This window comes from Herbidospora sakaeratensis (genome assembly GCF_001570525.1).
GTDB classification, from domain to species: domain Bacteria; phylum Actinomycetota; class Actinomycetes; order Streptosporangiales; family Streptosporangiaceae; genus Herbidospora; species Herbidospora sakaeratensis.
Window position 1 is genome coordinate 296,247 of the sequence record NZ_BBXC01000008.1, and the last position, 14,784, is coordinate 311,030.

Genomic DNA, 14,784 nt, shown 5'->3' on the forward strand with positions numbered 1-14,784 from the left:
GCACGCTGTTGTCGGTGGCGGGCGCTAGCCTTTCGGGGTGCCGAAATCCGACCTGCCAACTGTAGAAGAGCTGCTCACGATCGCCGTCAGGGAGCTCGGCGGCGCCGAGAGACCGGGGCAGGTCACGATGGCCACGGCGGTCCAGAAGGCGCTCGACAAGCGCGACCATCTCGCAGTTCAGGCGGGCACCGGCACCGGCAAGTCGCTGGCCTATCTGGTGCCCGCGATCCGCCACGCGGCGATCTCCGACAGCGCCGTCGTGGTGTCCACGGCGACCATCGCGCTGCAGCGCCAGCTCGTCGACCGCGATCTTCCCCGGCTCGCCGACGCCCTCGAAAAAGAACTCCCGCATCGACCGGAATTCGCCATTCTTAAGGGCCGTCGCAACTATCTGTGCCGATACAAGTCAACTGTCGGCATGCCCGAAGACGAAGCCGATCAGCTTTTCGACCCCCGCGAAGTGAGCGCCACGGGCCGCATGGTCCAGCGCATCCAGGAATGGGCCGAGGAGACCGAGACCGGCGACCGCGACGAGCTGGTGCCTGGGGTGAGCGAGATCGCCTGGCGCCAGTTCTCGGTGTCGGCGCGCGAGTGCCTGGGCGCCCAGCGCTGCCCCAGCGGCGGCGAGTGCTTCGCCGAACTGGCCCGCGAACGGGCCGGCCTGTCCGACGTGGTGGTGACCAACCACGCCCTGCTCGCCATCGACGCGATGGAGGACTTCCAGGTCCTCCCCGAACACGACGTCGTGGTCGTCGACGAGGCCCACGAGCTGGTCGACCGCGTGACGTCGGTGGTCACCGACGAGTTGTCCGAGTCGACGGCCGGGCTGGCCGCCCGCCGCGCCGGCCGCCTCATCGAGCAGGGCCTCGCCGACCGGCTCCAGGAGGCGGCCGAAGACCTCGGCTCCCTCCTCACCGCCGCGCCCGCCGGCCGCGTCGACGAGCTGCCGCAGTCGCTCGGGCTGACCCTGGCGCTGCTGCGCGACGCCGCCTTCGCCTGCATCACCGCCCTGGGCTCCCGCAACGCCGACAAGGACGACCCCGAGGGCGCCGGCGCGAAGAAGGCGGCGTTCACCGCGCTCGACGAGGTCCACGACACCGCGCAGCGCATGCTCGACGCGTTCGGCGCCGAGTCGGAGGTCGACCGGGCCGAGGTGGTGTGGCTGGAGGAGGGTTCCGGCCGGGTCCCGCCGACCCTGCGGGTCGCGCCGCTGTCGGTGGGCGGCATGCTCCGCGACAAGCTGTTCGGCGACCGGACCGTCGTGCTGACCTCGGCCACCCTCGCGCTCGGCGGCACCTTCGACGGCATGGCGGCCCAGTGGGGCCTGGGCAAGAACGACGACTGGAGCGGCCTCGACGTCGGCTCCCCGTTCGACCACGCCCGCGCCGGCATCCTCTACGTCGCCAAGCACCTCCCCCAGCCGGGCCGCGACGGCCTGCCCGACGCCTACATCCAGGAGATGGTCGAGCTCGTCGAGGCCGCCGGCGGCCGCACCCTCGGCCTGTTCTCCTCGATGCGCGCCGCCAAGGCGGCGACCGAGGCGCTGCGCGACCGGCTGTCGGTGCCGTTGTTGTGCCAGGGCGACGACTCCACCTCGCTCCTGATCAAGCAGTTCGCCGCCGACCCCGAGACCTGCCTGTTCGGCACCCTGTCGTTGTGGCAGGGCGTCGACGTGCCCGGCCCGTCGCTGACCTGCGTCATCATCGACCGCATCCCGTTCCCCCGCCCCGACGACCCGCTGACCTCCTCGCGGCAGCGCCACGTGGCGGCCAAGGGCGGCAACGGCTTCATGTCGGTCGCGGCCACCCACGCCGCACTGCTGCTGGCCCAGGGCGCCGGCCGACTGCTGCGCTCGATGGACGACCGGGGCGTCATCGCCGTCCTCGACCCCCGCCTGGCGACCGCGCGCTACAGCGGCTTCCTGCTGAACTCGCTGCCGCCCTACTGGCGCACGACCGACCCGGCGGTGGTCCGGGCCGCGCTGAAGCGGCTCACGTCCTGACGACCGGGTCGCCGATCGCGATCTCGCCGAGGTTCTTCGGCACGAGCCGGATGCCGAACCAGGTCTTGCCGTCCCACCGGCGATGCTTGGCCAGCGTGCGAAGGGGTTCCTTGCCGCGCTCCCGGGTGTCGGGGTCCCAGAGGGTGACGAAGCAGCGGTCGCACAACTCGGAGACCCGGAAGTCGACCTCGCCGATGCGGACCGACGTCCAGGTGTCCTCTTCGAACGGTTCGAACCCCTCGACCACCACACTCGGCCGGAACCGGGCGACGTCGAGCGGCCCGGGGGTCTCCTCCTGCCGCTCGATGGCGCCCTCGGCGATCCAGTCGTCGAGACGCCGCAGCGAGTCGCGGGTGACCAGCAGCAGCGGGGCGTCCCAGGCGAAACTGACCACCTCGCCCGGCAGCCCGCCGTGGTAGTCGACGATGTGCCGGCGGTTGGGGTCGTCGAGATAGACAAGTCTGGCCGGTTTGCCCAGGAGCCGGGTGAACCATTCATGCGCGTCGTCGTGCGCGAGCATGGCCTCGTCGAGCCCGTGGAAGTAGACGGGCACGAGCGGCCCGTCGGCGGGCGGCACTTCGAGCTCGTCGAGCCCCGGCGCGGTGAGCACCAGCCCGCCCTCCGGGGTGTTCACGGCCCGCACGGCGAGGTATTCGGGGTTCTCACCTGACCAGTAGCCGTCCCCCTTGTCGTCCACGACGGCCCACCGGCGGTCGCCGTCGAGGCCCCACGGGAGGACCTTGGCGTGGTCGACCCGGATACCGGTCGTCGACTTGACGGGATAGATCCGGATATCGGAGAGCTTCATCAGTCGACTGTACGAGAAAGCGCTCTCTCGATCACGCGGGAATCAGCCGGGGTCGGCGTGGCGGGCGGCGCGGGCTTCGAGGGCGTAGCCGATACGGACGGAACGATATCGCTGACCCTCCGTGACATTTTCGGGGAGATTCTCCCGGTTGGTGCCGGAGGCGGCTTGATCGTCACCGTGGAACTCGACGTGGTTCTCAGGCGCGACCCTGACATCGAGCTCGTCGGCCTCGATGTCGGCGGCGACCACGATGTCGGCCCGGGCGATCTCCTCGTCGCTGGGACGCCCGCTCACGGCGGTCTCCCCAACTTGCCGAGGCGGCGCATTCCGGCGAGCAGCGCGGCGTGGCGAAGTTCCTTCAACGCCCCGCCGAGCGTCTGGCCGGCCCGGTCGGGGCGTTCCCGCCGCCAGTGGTCGGCTTTCTCTTGGGCGTGGTCCTTGCCCTTTGGCTTTCCGGCTTGGCCCTCATCCGTGGGTTTGCCCGTCTCGGGCTCACCTTCAGGCTTCCGCGCCTGGCTCTCGTCTTCGGGCTTCGGGGTCTGGCCTTCCTCGTGCCGCTTACCGGTCTGGCCCCCTGTTGCCGGGGCTCGGCCTTCCCGCTGCGACTGGTCGCTTTCCCCGTCATCCTGCGGCTTCTCGGCGTCGCCCTCACCTTGCGGCTTCTCGGCATCGCCCTCACCCTGCAACTGTTCGGTCTCGCCTTCGCCCTGCGGCTCGGTCTCCCCTTTCTGCGGCTTCTCGGCGTCGCCCTCACCTTGCGGCTTCTCGGCATCGCCCTCACCCTGCAACTGCTCGGTCTCGCCTTCGCCCTGCGGCTCGGTCTCCCCTTTCTGCGGCTGCTCTGCATCGGCCGCATCGGTCAGGTTTTCGGGCGGGCCCGCATCTGGCGTCTTTTCAGCCTGGTCTCCTGGTCGTGGCGTCTCATCCACGCCTTCTGCTCCTGGCTGATCAGCCTGGCCTCCGCCTTGCCGCCTCTCAGTTCCGCCTTCTCCTTTCGGCGTCGCAGGTCGGCTTTCTGCGCCTGGATCCGCCGTCTGGCTGCGGCTTTTGGGCTCTCCGGCGTAGTCCTCTTCTTCGGAGTCCCCGGGTCGGCCTTCCACGCTTGGTCTGTCGGCATCGCCCACGCTTTTGGACAGCTCGCCTGAGCCTTCTCCGGTCCGGTCTTCTGCCTTTGGGCTCCCCCGCTGGCCACCGGTTTTCGACCCCTCGGCACGGTTGTCCTCTGCGGAAATCTCCGCCTGGCTTTCCGCGCTGGGCTGCTGGTCGCCCTCGCCTTCCTCGGCCCGGTCTCCTGGCAACGCCTCTGCCGGTTCATCACCGGCGCGGTCACCGGTTTCCGGCCGGTCGGTCCGGCCTTCTTCTGTCGTTTCCCCTGACCCCGCCTCATTCGGCGAGCGGCCTGATGGGGTTTCGGAGTCGGCTTGCCGAGACCCGTCGCTTGGGACATCACCCTGGGCTGATGCAGGTGACATATGGTCTGTCCGCTCGCCATGACCGGGATCTGCCCGCGCCACACGCCTCACCGGCGGGCGGGAAACGCTCTCTTGGCCAGGCCCCTTCTCACGACCGGACTGGGCGCCGACAGAAGGCTGCTGGTCTCCGACGACAGTGCCGGTGAGCACGTCCTTTTCGTCCCCGCCGACACCGGGCTGACCAGCTTGATCGGCCCCTTCTTCGGTCGGCTGTTCCGCTTCCTCCGGTCCGGCATCATGCACCTGGTCGGCTTCTGTGCCTTTGTCGAGATGGTCGGTGCCCCTCGAAGCCTCGCCTCCATGCGAGTCTCCGCGGTCGGCATCCACACCAGCCTGACCTGCTTCTTCGCCGACCTGGCTGACACCGGCCGCAGTTCCGGCGCTCTCACCGGCCTGGGTTGCGGTCCGGCCTGTTTCCTCGGTCGCCTCACCGGCGAGCTCGCCGACACCGGCGGCGGTTCCGGCGCTCCGACCGGCCTCCGTTGCGGTCCGGCCTGCCTCCTTGGTGGCCTCACCGGCAACCTCGCCGACTTCACCCGTGGCCTGGCCCGCTCCCGAGCCGACCGTTTCGGTCGCTTTCCCCGCACCCGCGCCGACCCTGCTGACCGCTCCACCGGCACCTTCACCGATCTCGCCAGCTGCGTGACCCGCTCCCGAACCAACGTCGCCGACCGCCTCACTCGCGCCCGCGCCGACGTCGCTGACCGCATGACCTGCGCCCGATCCAACGTCGCTGACCGCTTCGCCCGCACCCGAACCGACATCGCTCACCGCGCGACCCGCACCCGAACCGACGTCACTGACCGCCTCGCCCGCACCCGAACCGACATCGCTCACCGCGTGGCCCGCGCCCGAACCCACGTCACTCACCGCGCGACCCGCACCCGAACCCACGTCACTCACCGCGTGGCCCGCGCCCGAACCCACGTCACTCACCGCGCGACCCGCACCCGAACCCACGTCACTCACCGCGCGACCCGCGCCCGATCCAACGTCGCGGACCGCGTCTCGTGCTCCCGAGCCCACGTCGCTGACGGCGCTGCTGGCTCCCTTGCCCAGCTCGCCGACCGCCTGGCCCGCGCCGCTGCCGATCGATTCGGTCGCGTTGCCCAGGCCTCTGGTCAGGTTCTCCAGGATCTGCGGGTTGTGGTCCAGAGTCTGCAGGACGTCGCCGACGATTCTGGCGACGTTGTCCAGGCGGACCTTCAGCGTCGCCTGCGCCTGGACGCCCTTGATGCCCAGGTCGACCTCGCCCAGGCTCACGTCGGCGCCGACGTTGAGTTTCAGCAGGTCCAGCACCTCGGCGCTGACGCTGACGCGGGCTTTGAGGTCGGCCACCCGGAGGGTGATCTCGTCGACGCTGAGGTTCGGTACGTCGAGGTAGACGTCGGGGTCCTCGTCAGCCACGTGCGCTCACCTGGCCCTCGGGGACTCTCTCCTCCTGGTCCTCCGGCTCCTCCTCGGGCTCTGCTGATTCTTCTCCCTCCTTCGGCGCCTCGGGTTCCTCTCCCGATCCGGGCGGGGGCGCCTCGGGGGCTTCGGTGTCCTGCTCCTCGGCTCGCTGGTCTTCGGTCGGCGCCTCCGAGGTGACCTCGCCGTCGTGGATCTCGCCGCGCCAGCCCTGTACGTCGTCGGCGTGCAGGAGGGTCTGGTTCATCACCTGGCGGCGGAAGTGCTTGAGTTCCAGCCGGGCGCGGCGGCCCTGGGCGCGCCAGATGTTGCCCGTCTTCTCGAACAGGCCCTGCGGGTGGTATTCCAGCACGACCAGGACCCGGGTCAGGTTCGGCGCCAGGCCGCTGAAGGTGACCGCGCCGTCGACGTGGCCCTTGGCTCCGTGGGAGCGCCAGACGATGTGCTCGTCGGGGACCTGTTCGATGATGTCGGCCTGCCAGGTGCGGTGCGACCAGAAGACCTGGGCCTTCCACGTCAGTTTGGTGTCCTCGTCCTGGCTGACGCGTTCGACCTTCTTCATGAACGACGGGAACTCCTCGAACTGCGTCCACTGGTTGTAGACGACCTCGAGGGGCGCGCCGATGTCGATCGACTCGACGATGTTGGTGACCTTCCGGTTGCCCTTGCCCTTGCCGCCCTTGCCGGTGAAGGCCTTGAACAGTTCGGTGACGCCCTTCACGCCGTGGCCGAGGCGCTTGAAGAAGCCCTCCTTCTTCTCCTCGCCGCCGTCGCCCCGGTCCTTCTTCTCGGCGCCGAAGCCGAGGTCGCTGAGGCCGCTCTTCTCCCCGGTGGCGTATTCGGTGAGGCGGTCGGTGAGGTCGCCGACCTTGCCCTTGATCTTGCCGGTGACCTTCCCGGTCAGCTTGGAGGCGCCGCGCTTGCCGGCCGCGCCGATGATGCCGCCGACCTCTCTGCCGAGCCGGCCGAGGGGTGACGCCGTCTTGGTGTCCGTCATGAGTCCTCCCCATTGGAGGTCGTCTCCGTGGAGGTCTTCTCGGCGGTCTTCGTCTTGGTGCCGAGCGGGCTGCGCAGCCGCTCCGCCTTGTCGTGGATGCGGTCGCTCAGCTGGTTGATCGGGCCGGTGGTCGCCGCGGTGGCGGCGGCGCGGCCGGCCTCCATGAGGTCGGTCTGCAGCTTCCCGGCGAGTTCTTCCAGCTCGGGCGAGCCGAGGCTCTTGAGGCCCTTGCCCAGCAGGCTCTTGGGCCGGAGCGCTCCGGCGAGGCCCCCGACGGCGACGGCGGTCGCGAGCGCGAGTTTGTGGTTGCGGCCGAAGTAGTAGCCGAGGGCGATGCCCACCGCGAGTTTGGCCTGACTTGGCTTCATCACTGTCCCCCTTCCGGAATTCCCCTCCCCGGAAAGCGGACAGCGCATCTCAAGAGCAGGCCAAATTAGTCGAAAGGCGACAAATCGGGGCGCTTGGCGGTGACGTTGTCGCCCGACGACGTGCCGCGCAGCCGCCGCAGCAACCACGGGGCCAGGTGTTCGCGCAGCCACTCGGCGTCTTCGCGGCGCTTCACCCGGGGGTCGATCTTGTCGCGGGGCGGCCAGGTGTACCGCCATTCCTGTCCCGGTACGCCCAGCACGTCGAGCACCTTGGCGGCGACCAGACGGTGGCCGTGCTCGTTCATGTGGAGCCGGTCGTCGCTCCAGGCCCGCCAGTCGCGCAGGCCCTGCATCGACCACTGGTCGACCAGGCGGCAGCCGTGGAGGTCGGCGATCGAGCGGACGTGCAGGTAGAAGGTGGCGAACGTGCCGCGGGCGCGGCGCATGATCGGGGTGTCGCGCGGGTCGACTCCGGTGAAGACGACCACCTCGGCGCCGGTCTCGCGCAGCGCCCTGACCGCCCCGGCGAAGGTCTTGGCCATCTGGTCGGGGTCGCTGCCGGGGCGCAGCAGGTCGTTGCCGCCGGCGCAGAAGCTGACCAGGTCGGGACGCATCTCGATGGCCCTCGGCACCTGTTCGGCCACCACCTGGTCGAGCAGGCGGCCGCGGACCGCGAGGTTGGCGTACCCGAAAGAGGGGTTCTGGAGAGCCAGGGTCTCGGCGACCCGGTCGGCCCAGCCACGATAGGAACCGTTCACGCCCGGGTCGTTGAGGCCCTCGGTGAAACTGTCGCCGAGGGCGACGAACGACCCGTACATCTCACATCTCCGCGATGGCCCGCAGGGCAAGGACATAGGACTGGACGCCGAAACCGGCGATCGTGCCGTTGGCGACGGCCGCCACGACCGAGGTGTGGCGGAACTCCTCCCGGGCGGCCGGGTTGGAGATGTGCACCTCGATCAGCGGCGCGGTGCGCTGGGCGAGCGCGTCGCGCAGCGCGTAGCTGTAGTGGGTGAACGCCGCCGGGTTGAGGATCACGGGGGTGCGGGAGTCGGCCGCGCCGTGGATCCAGCGCACCATCTCGGCCTCGTCGTCGGTCTGCCGGACCTCGACCGACAGGCCCAGGTCACGACCAGCGGTCTCGCAGATCAGCACCAGGTCCTTGAACGTCGTGGCGCCGTAGACGTCGGGTTCGCGGGTGCCCAGCCGGCCCAGGTTGGGGCCGTTCAGCACCAGGACGTCACGCATGGGGGCCTCCGCTCACCGCCTGGTAGGCGGCCTCCAGCAACTCCTCGGACGGATCTTCGAGCCGGGACGGCTCGGCCAGCCCGTCGAGCACGACGAACCGGAGCTTGGCCCCCCGGGCCTTCTTGTCGATCTTCATGTGCTCACGCAACCGGGGCCAGGCGTCTTCACGGTAAACCGTGGGCAGACCGACCGAGGTCAGAATGGAACGGGTGCGCGCCACCAGGTCGGCCCGCCCGGCCAGACGGCCGAGTTCGGCGGCGTAGACCAGGCCGATCGAGACCGCCTCGCCGTGGCGGATGGTGTAGTTCTCGACCCGCTCGATGGCGTGGGCCAGGGTGTGGCCGTAGTTGAGGATCTCGCGCAGCCCGCTCTCCTTCAGGTCGGCGCCGACGACGTCGGCCTTGACCTGGATCTTGCGCTCGATCAGCTCGCGGGTGTGGGCGCCCTCGGGGTGGCGGGCGGCCTCGGGGTCGGCCTCGACCAGCCGGAGGATCTCGGGGTCGGCGATGAACCCGCCCTTGATCGTCTCGGCCAGACCGGCGACGTAGTCGTCGCGCGGCACGCCCACCAGCGTCGCCAGGTCGCAGAGCACGCCCGCCGGGGGGTGGAACGACCCGACGAGGTTCTTGCCCTCGGGGGTGTTGATGCCGGTCTTGCCGCCGACGGCGGCGTCGACCATGGCCAGCAGCGTGGTCGGGACCTGGACGACCCGCACCCCGCGCAACCACGTGGCGGCCGCGAAGCCGGCCAGGTCGGTGGTGGCCCCGCCGCCGACGCCGACGACGACGTCGGTGCGGGTCATGCCGTGGCGGCCGAACGCCGACCAGAGCGACGAGAGCACGTGGACGTCCTTGGCCGCCTCGGCGTCGGGCACCGGGATGGCCAGCACGTCGTATCCGGCCTTCTCCAGCACGCCCGTGACCGGGCCCGCGAGCTCGGGCAGGGTGACCGGGTGGACGACGGCGACCGTGCGGGCCTGCTCGCCGACCAGGCCGGGCAGCTCACCCAGCACGCCGGTGCCGACGACGACGTCGTAGGGGCTGTCGCCGAAGACGGGGATGCGGGTGACGGTCACTCGGCCTCCGGCTTGAGCTCGGCCACGATGTGGTCGGCCACCACGTCGGGTTCCAGGTCGTCGGTGGGGACGGTGAGGACCGCGAGGGTTTCGTACAGGGGACGGCGTTCTTCCATCAGCTTGCGGAGCTGGCTGCGGGGGTTGAGCACCAGCAGCGGGCGGGCCGAGGCCAGGCCGACGCGCTTGACCGCCTGGTCGAGGCCGACCTTCAGGTAGACCACGGTGTGCCCGGCGAGCAGCTCGCGGGTGGCGGGGTCGAGGATCGAGCCGCCGCCGAGCGACAACACGCCCTCGTGCTCGGCCAGCGCGGTGGCGACCGCCGCCGCTTCGAGCGCGCGGAACGCCTCTTCGCCGTCTTCGACGAAGATGTCGCCGATCGGCTTGCCGGCGACCTGCTCGACGTCGGCGTCGGTGTCGCGGAAGCCGACGCCGAGGCGTTCGGCCAGGAACTCGCCGGTGGTCGACTTGCCGGACCCCGGCGGGCCGATCAGCACCACGACAGGCATGGTCGCTCCCCCTACTTGATGATCAGCGAGGACAGGTAGCCGGAGACGTTGCGGGCCACCTCCTCGACGGAGTCGCCGCCGAACTTCTCGGCGGCGGCGTCGGCCAGCACCAGCGCGACCATCGCCTCGGCGACGATCGCGGCGGCCGGCACGGCGCACACGTCGGAGCGCTCGTGGTGGGCCTTGGCGGCCTCTCCGGTGACCACGTCGATGGTGGCCAGCGCCCTCGGCACGGTCGAGATCGGCTTCATCGCGGCGCTGACCCGCAGCGGCTCGCCGTTGGTCATGCCGCCCTCGACGCCGCCGGCCCGGTTGGTGATGCGCCGGACGCCGTTCTCGGTGTTCTCGATCTCGTCGTGGGCGCGCGACCCGGGACGGCGGGCGGTCTCGAAGCCGTCGCCGACGCCGACGCCCTTGATCGCCTGGATGCCCATGAGGGCGGCGGCGAGGCGCGCGTCGAGGCGGCGGTCCCAGTGGGTGTAGCTGCCCAGGCCCGGCGGCAGGCCGTAGGCGACGACCTCGACGACGCCGCCGAGGGTGTCGCCCTCCTTGTGGGCCTTGTCGATCTCGGCGACCATCGCGGCGCTGCCCTCGGGGTCGAAGCAGCGGACCGGGTCGTCGTCGATGCGGGCCAGGTCGGCGGGGGCCGGCAGCTCGGCCGACGGGGTCACGGCCGACCCGATCGACACGACGTGGCTGACGATCTCGACGCCGAGGGCCTGCTTCAGGAAGTTCTTGGCGACCTGGCCGAGCGCGACGCGGGCGGCCGTCTCACGGGCGCTGGCCCGGTCGAGGACCGGCCGGGCGTCGTCGAAGCCGTACTTCTGCATGCCGGCGAGGTCGGCGTGGCCGGGACGGGGCCGCGACCGGGGCGCGTTGCGGGCGAGCCCTTCGAGGACGGCGGGGTCGACCGGGTCGGCCGCCATGACCTGCTCCCACTTGGGCCACTCGGTGTTGCCGACGCGGATGGCGACCGGCGAGCCGAGCGTGCGGCCGTGGCGGACACCGCCCGAGATGGTCAGTTCGTCCTGCTCGAACTTCATGCGGGCGCCGCGCCCGTAGCCGAGACGCCGACGGCGCAGCGCCTCCTCGAGCTCGGATGTGGTGATCTCCACCCCGGCGGGCAGGCCCTCGAGGATCGCGATGAGTTCGGGGCCGTGGGACTCCCCGGCGGTCAACCAGCGCAGCATGGGACCAAGTCTTTCAGATGTGCGGTTAAGCTCCCGCCAGCAGTGCCGCCAGCGCGCCCGCGATCATAGCCGGGCCAAAGGGGAACTCGCTGGTCCGGGTGCCTTTTCGGGTGATAAGCAGCCCTAATGCCCAGAGCCCGCCGAGCAGTTGCCCGCCCACGCCGGCGATGATGGCGGCGTCGACGCTGACCGCCCCGGCGACCAGCCCGACGAGCCCGGCGAGCTTCACGTCGCCGAACCCGATTCCCGAGGGCCGCCCGAACCACAGGATCAGATAGATCCCGGCCATCGCCAGCCCGCACGCGGTGGCGACCAGCAACCGCCCGGTGGGGACCAGCGCGAGCAGCAACACCGGATAGGCGGGCAGCGTGACGACGTCGGGCAGCCGCCAGGTCCGCAGATCGGTGATCGTGAGCACGACCCCGGCCCAGGCGGCCAGCAGCAGCGCCGGGATCAGCGCGGACGTGTCGGCGTATCGCCAGGCGAGGACCCCGAACAGCAGGCCCGTGACCGCTTCGACGACGAAGGGCCTTCGCGGGACCGGCACGACCGCGACGGCGTGGCGTAACGCGGCCAGGGCCTCTTTGCGCGTGTCGTCGGGCTCGGGCACGAAACCCGCGGCGAGCTCACGCGCGTAACGCCCGGCGACCACGCCGAGCAGCGCGAGCAGCCCCCAAGACAACACGCGGCCGACCCTAACCCGTCATCGGGCCGCGCGGTCCCGATGCGTGTTACGGGTGTGGAAATCCCTACCGGCGCCACCAGCTCTTCTTCTTCGGCGGCGCGGTCGCCTCGAAGCGGGCCACCGTCACCCCCGGCACGTCGACGTCGAGGTTCTTGCGCGCGGCCACGTCCTCGATCGCGGCCATGGCGTGCAGCATCGACCCCTCGACCGCGAACGGCGCCGGGCCCGCGACGTCGATGACGACGGCCGCCGCCTGCTCATGCACGGCCGCCTTGCAGACCTGCGGCGCGGACGCCTGGATGGGCCGCGCGTCGGCCCGCCACCGCGCGAGCGCCTCGACGCCGGTGAAGGCGAGCACGGCCATCCGGCCGTCCTGCCCGACGAGCTTGGGCAGGGCCATCTCGCTCTCCTTCTCCCGCTTGAGCCCGTCGTCGCCGACCTCGGCCTCGGTGAGGAGCGCCACGACGGGCACGAGCAGCCGGGCGGGCCCGAGTGCGGTCAGCACGTCGGCGACGGTGGCGGCCCCGGTCTGGAAGCCGGCCAGCGTCTCGGCCAGCGCGGCGTCGGCCCGCCCGTCGTCGTCGGGCACCAGGGGCTGCGGAATCGAAGGCACGAAGGGCGAGGATACCCGCCCGGCCACGGCCGCCGCCCTGCCCGGACGCGGTTTTCCACAGGGCACGGGCATGGAGACGAAGAACGTCAGCCGCAGGGGCGACCATGAGACCGACCCGGGTGGGTGGGCCGTCGCCGACCGCCAGGCGCGGGATCGGCTGGTGAAGCCGCCGGGCATCGGCCGTGGCGGCGCCCGGCCGCAGCGGGTGCGGAGCGCCGGGCGGCCGCCCGCCATCGGTTGCGGCGGGCGGTGCCAGGGTGGGCGGAGCCGTAACGGAGCGCAATCCCAGGCGGATCGGAGTGGAACCCGGTCAGAGCGGAGATCAGCCCAGGTCGGCGATGGCGATGACCGGCCCGCCGCCGCTCGGCCCCTGGTGGACCGCCGCCACGCTGACGAAAACCGCCGGGTCCCCCGTCACGCTGGCCGCCACCCCGCCCACCGTCGCCTTGATCTGGCGGTGCCAGTGGACGTCGCTGTCGTCGAGCATGATGTTCCGCCGCCCGCGCACGCTGCCGGTCGGGTCGGCCTCGCACTTCATGAACAGGTTGACCAGACGCCCGCCCAGGTCGCTCGGGTGGGGGCGCTCGGGCAGGTCGATGCCCGCGTCGCGGATGGCCTCCCAGATGCCGTCGGTGTCGAGGGCGTCCTTCATGACCGAGTGGCCGGCGCGGTAGCGGCCGCCGATGCCGCGCACGTTGCCCACGACCACGATCTGGGCCACGTCGAGCTCCACGCCGCTGGAGCACGACGCCACCGAGGAGTAGAGCGACAGGTCGCGGTGGATCTGGTCGGCCGTCGGCATCTCGATCTCGCCGAGCGCCACGGCGATGCCGAGGGCGGTCGTGGAGTTGGAGATGTCCATCGACGGGCCGGTGTCCTCGGTGATCACGTCGTGGCCGCGCGACTTGGCGTCGTTGATGGTCGACAGGGTCAGCAGCGGGGTCTTGGTCTGCACGTAGTGGACGTCGCGGGGGTCGTCGATGCCGGCGATCTTCATCGCCTCGCGGACGCCGGCCGCGACCTTCTCGACCATGGCCGGGCGGCCGATGTCCTCGGGGAGGATGACCTCGCTCATCGCGATGCCGACGCTCAGCCTGGGCTCGTCGCTCTGCGGCGCGGACGCGGGGTCGACCGTGGCGAAGATCGTCGCGTGGGGCGACAGGACGCCGTCGGTGCCGCCCGACCAGACCAGCGGCACGCTCTCGGGCGACGGGTGGCCCCTGCCCGCCAGGACCTCGCGGAAGGCGCGGTCGGCCAGGATGCGCGTGTAGTCGTTGACGCCGCCGTTGCCCTCGGTCTTGCCGATGACGGCCAGCACGCGGGCGGCCTCGATCACGCCGTCGTCGATCAGCTTCGCGAGCCCGGACGCGTCGGTCACGCTCTCGATGGCGACCTTGCGAACCTCGATGGGGTCCGGCATCTAACTCTCCCGGTTAACCGTTGTACCGATATTTCCTGAAATGGCGGCGGCGATGTTGTCCAGCGACGTGATCACCGACGTCGTGCCGCCCTCTTCCACAAAACGCAGCGCGGCCTCGACCTTCGGGCCCATGCTGCCGCTGGCGAAGTGCCCCTCGGCCTGCAGCACCCGCATCTCCTTCGGCGTCACGTTCCCGATCGGGCGGGCCTCGGGGGTGCCGTATCCGGCGATGGCGTGCGGGACGTCGGTCGCGATGACCAGGATGTCCGCCCCCACCGCCTGAGCCAGCGCACAGGCGGCGTGGTCCTTGTCGATCACCGCCTCGACGCCGTGGAGCCGGCCGTCGGCGTCGCGCACGACCGGCACTCCCCCGCCGCCGGCCGCGACGACCGTGTACCCGGCCTCCATCAGCGCCACGGCGGGGGCCGCGTCGAGGATCTCCACCGGCCGCGGCGAGGCCACCACCCGCCGCCAGCCGCGCTCGAACTCCCGCCAGGTCTGGCCGAGCGCCTGGAAACGCCGGGCCTCCACGACCGAGAAGTACTGCCCGATCGGCTTGACCGGGTCGCCGAAGGCGGGGTCGCCGGGGTCGACGAGGGTGCGGGTGACCACGGTCGCCGACGGGATCGGGTCGAGGGCGTTCATGATCAGGGCGCCCAGGGTCCCCTGGGTCTGGGCGCCGCACCAGTCGAGCGGCACCGGGGGGACCACGTGGGCGGTGAGCTGGTTCTTCAGCAGGATGTTGCCGACCTGCGGGCCGTTGCCGTGGGTGATCGCCACCCGGTGGCCCTGGCCGATCAGGTCGGCGACGTGGGTCATGGCGCGCTCGATCGCGCGCTTCTGGTCGGCCGGGGCGGCGGAGCCGTCCGGCGCGGTCATCGCGTTGCCGCCGAGGGCGATCAGGACACGCTCACCCGTCACACGGCGAAACTATCCGCCGGTCATCTCCCCGGCATTGGCGACTCTCGCCGTCGAAGGTCATGACCCTGG

15 protein-coding genes are annotated in these 14,784 nt (G+C 71.1%); 1 reads left to right on the forward strand and 14 read right to left on the reverse strand.

Annotated features, from left to right (window positions below; genetic code table 11):
* Window positions 1–37 precede the first annotated feature (37 nt).
* A complete protein-coding gene (locus AW271_RS07135; RefSeq protein WP_062333815.1) occupies window positions 38–2,002 on the forward strand; it encodes an ATP-dependent DNA helicase in 1,965 nt (654 codons plus the stop codon).
* Here AW271_RS07135 and AW271_RS07140 read toward each other — a convergent pair.
* The 14 genes from AW271_RS07140 to AW271_RS07210 form a co-directional block, all read right to left on the reverse strand.
* Window positions 1,992–2,810 (reverse strand): MOSC domain-containing protein, encoded by an 819-nt coding sequence (locus AW271_RS07140; RefSeq protein ID WP_062333820.1) that lies wholly within the window; start codon window positions 2,808–2,810, stop codon window positions 1,992–1,994. The genes AW271_RS07135 and AW271_RS07140 overlap by 11 nt on opposite strands.
* A 42-nt stretch (window positions 2,811–2,852) precedes the next feature.
* Window positions 2,853–3,104, reverse strand: coding sequence for a hypothetical protein (locus tag AW271_RS07145; RefSeq protein ID WP_062333821.1), 252 nt, complete (start codon window positions 3,102–3,104; stop codon window positions 2,853–2,855).
* On the reverse strand, window positions 3,101–5,689 hold the full coding sequence (locus AW271_RS42800; protein ID WP_157553949.1) for a hypothetical protein: 2,589 nt from the start codon (window positions 5,687–5,689) through the stop codon (window positions 3,101–3,103). The genes AW271_RS07145 and AW271_RS42800 overlap by 4 nt, the downstream gene beginning before the upstream one ends.
* The gene (locus AW271_RS07160) at window positions 5,682–6,689 is read right to left on the reverse strand and encodes an SRPBCC family protein (protein ID WP_062333831.1); all 1,008 of its coding nucleotides are present in this window, start codon (window positions 6,687–6,689) and stop codon (window positions 5,682–5,684) included. The genes AW271_RS42800 and AW271_RS07160 overlap by 8 nt, the downstream gene beginning before the upstream one ends.
* Complete coding sequence (locus tag AW271_RS07165; protein WP_157553950.1) at window positions 6,686–7,057, reverse strand: hypothetical protein; 372 nt, start codon at window positions 7,055–7,057, stop codon at window positions 6,686–6,688. Before AW271_RS07165 ends, AW271_RS07160 begins: the two co-directional genes overlap by 4 nt.
* 65 nt (window positions 7,058–7,122) lie before the next feature.
* Entirely contained in the window at window positions 7,123–7,875 is a 753-nt protein-coding gene (locus AW271_RS07170) for an SGNH/GDSL hydrolase family protein (protein WP_062333837.1), read from the reverse strand.
* A gap of 1 nt (window position 7,876) precedes the next feature.
* A complete protein-coding gene (gene aroQ, locus AW271_RS07175) occupies window positions 7,877–8,305 on the reverse strand; it encodes a type II 3-dehydroquinate dehydratase (protein ID WP_062333840.1) in 429 nt (142 codons plus the stop codon).
* Window positions 8,298–9,380 carry a 3-dehydroquinate synthase gene (aroB, locus tag AW271_RS07180; RefSeq protein ID WP_062333843.1) on the reverse strand — a complete coding sequence of 361 codons (1,083 nt, stop codon included), beginning with the start codon at window positions 9,378–9,380 and terminating at the stop codon, window positions 8,298–8,300. The genes aroQ and aroB overlap by 8 nt, the downstream gene beginning before the upstream one ends.
* A complete protein-coding gene (locus AW271_RS07185; RefSeq protein WP_062333845.1) occupies window positions 9,377–9,886 on the reverse strand; it encodes a shikimate kinase in 510 nt (169 codons plus the stop codon). Before AW271_RS07185 ends, aroB begins: the two co-directional genes overlap by 4 nt.
* 11 nt (window positions 9,887–9,897) lie before the next feature.
* Window positions 9,898–11,076: a chorismate synthase gene (aroC, locus tag AW271_RS07190; protein WP_062333848.1), complete on the reverse strand. Its 1,179-nt coding sequence runs from the start codon at window positions 11,074–11,076 to the stop codon at window positions 9,898–9,900.
* Between the two features lie 25 nt (window positions 11,077–11,101).
* A complete protein-coding gene (locus AW271_RS07195) occupies window positions 11,102–11,761 on the reverse strand; it encodes a prepilin peptidase (RefSeq protein ID WP_062333851.1) in 660 nt (219 codons plus the stop codon).
* Between the two features lie 64 nt (window positions 11,762–11,825).
* Window positions 11,826–12,374, reverse strand: coding sequence for an SseB family protein (locus tag AW271_RS07200; protein ID WP_062335263.1), 549 nt, complete (start codon window positions 12,372–12,374; stop codon window positions 11,826–11,828).
* A 322-nt stretch (window positions 12,375–12,696) separates the two neighbouring features.
* Window positions 12,697–13,794 (reverse strand): barbiturase, encoded by a 1,098-nt coding sequence (bar, locus tag AW271_RS07205; RefSeq protein ID WP_062333854.1) that lies wholly within the window; start codon window positions 13,792–13,794, stop codon window positions 12,697–12,699.
* Window positions 13,795–14,715: a carbamate kinase gene (locus tag AW271_RS07210; protein WP_245652976.1), complete on the reverse strand. Its 921-nt coding sequence runs from the start codon at window positions 14,713–14,715 to the stop codon at window positions 13,795–13,797.
* Window positions 14,716–14,784 lie beyond the last annotated feature (69 nt).

What these genes read in the sequence shown, in the direction of transcription:
- AW271_RS07140 (WP_062333820.1), bottom strand. Translation starts at nt 2,810, where the DNA reads ATGAAGCTCTCCGATATCCGGATCTATCCCGTCAAGTCGACGACCGGT.
- AW271_RS07160 (WP_062333831.1), bottom strand. Translation starts at nt 6,689, where the DNA reads ATGACGGACACCAAGACGGCGTCACCCCTCGGCCGGCTCGGCAGAGAG.
- AW271_RS07165 (WP_157553950.1), bottom strand. Translation starts at nt 7,057, where the DNA reads ATGAAGCCAAGTCAGGCCAAACTCGCGGTGGGCATCGCCCTCGGCTAC.
- AW271_RS07170 (WP_062333837.1), bottom strand. Translation starts at nt 7,875, where the DNA reads ATGTACGGGTCGTTCGTCGCCCTCGGCGACAGTTTCACCGAGGGCCTC.
- aroQ (WP_062333840.1), bottom strand. Translation starts at nt 8,305, where the DNA reads ATGCGTGACGTCCTGGTGCTGAACGGCCCCAACCTGGGCCGGCTGGGC.
- AW271_RS07185 (WP_062333845.1), bottom strand. Translation starts at nt 9,886, where the DNA reads ATGCCTGTCGTGGTGCTGATCGGCCCGCCGGGGTCCGGCAAGTCGACC.
- aroC (WP_062333848.1), bottom strand. Translation starts at nt 11,076, where the DNA reads ATGCTGCGCTGGTTGACCGCCGGGGAGTCCCACGGCCCCGAACTCATC.
- bar (WP_062333854.1), bottom strand. Translation starts at nt 13,794, where the DNA reads ATGCCGGACCCCATCGAGGTTCGCAAGGTCGCCATCGAGAGCGTGACC.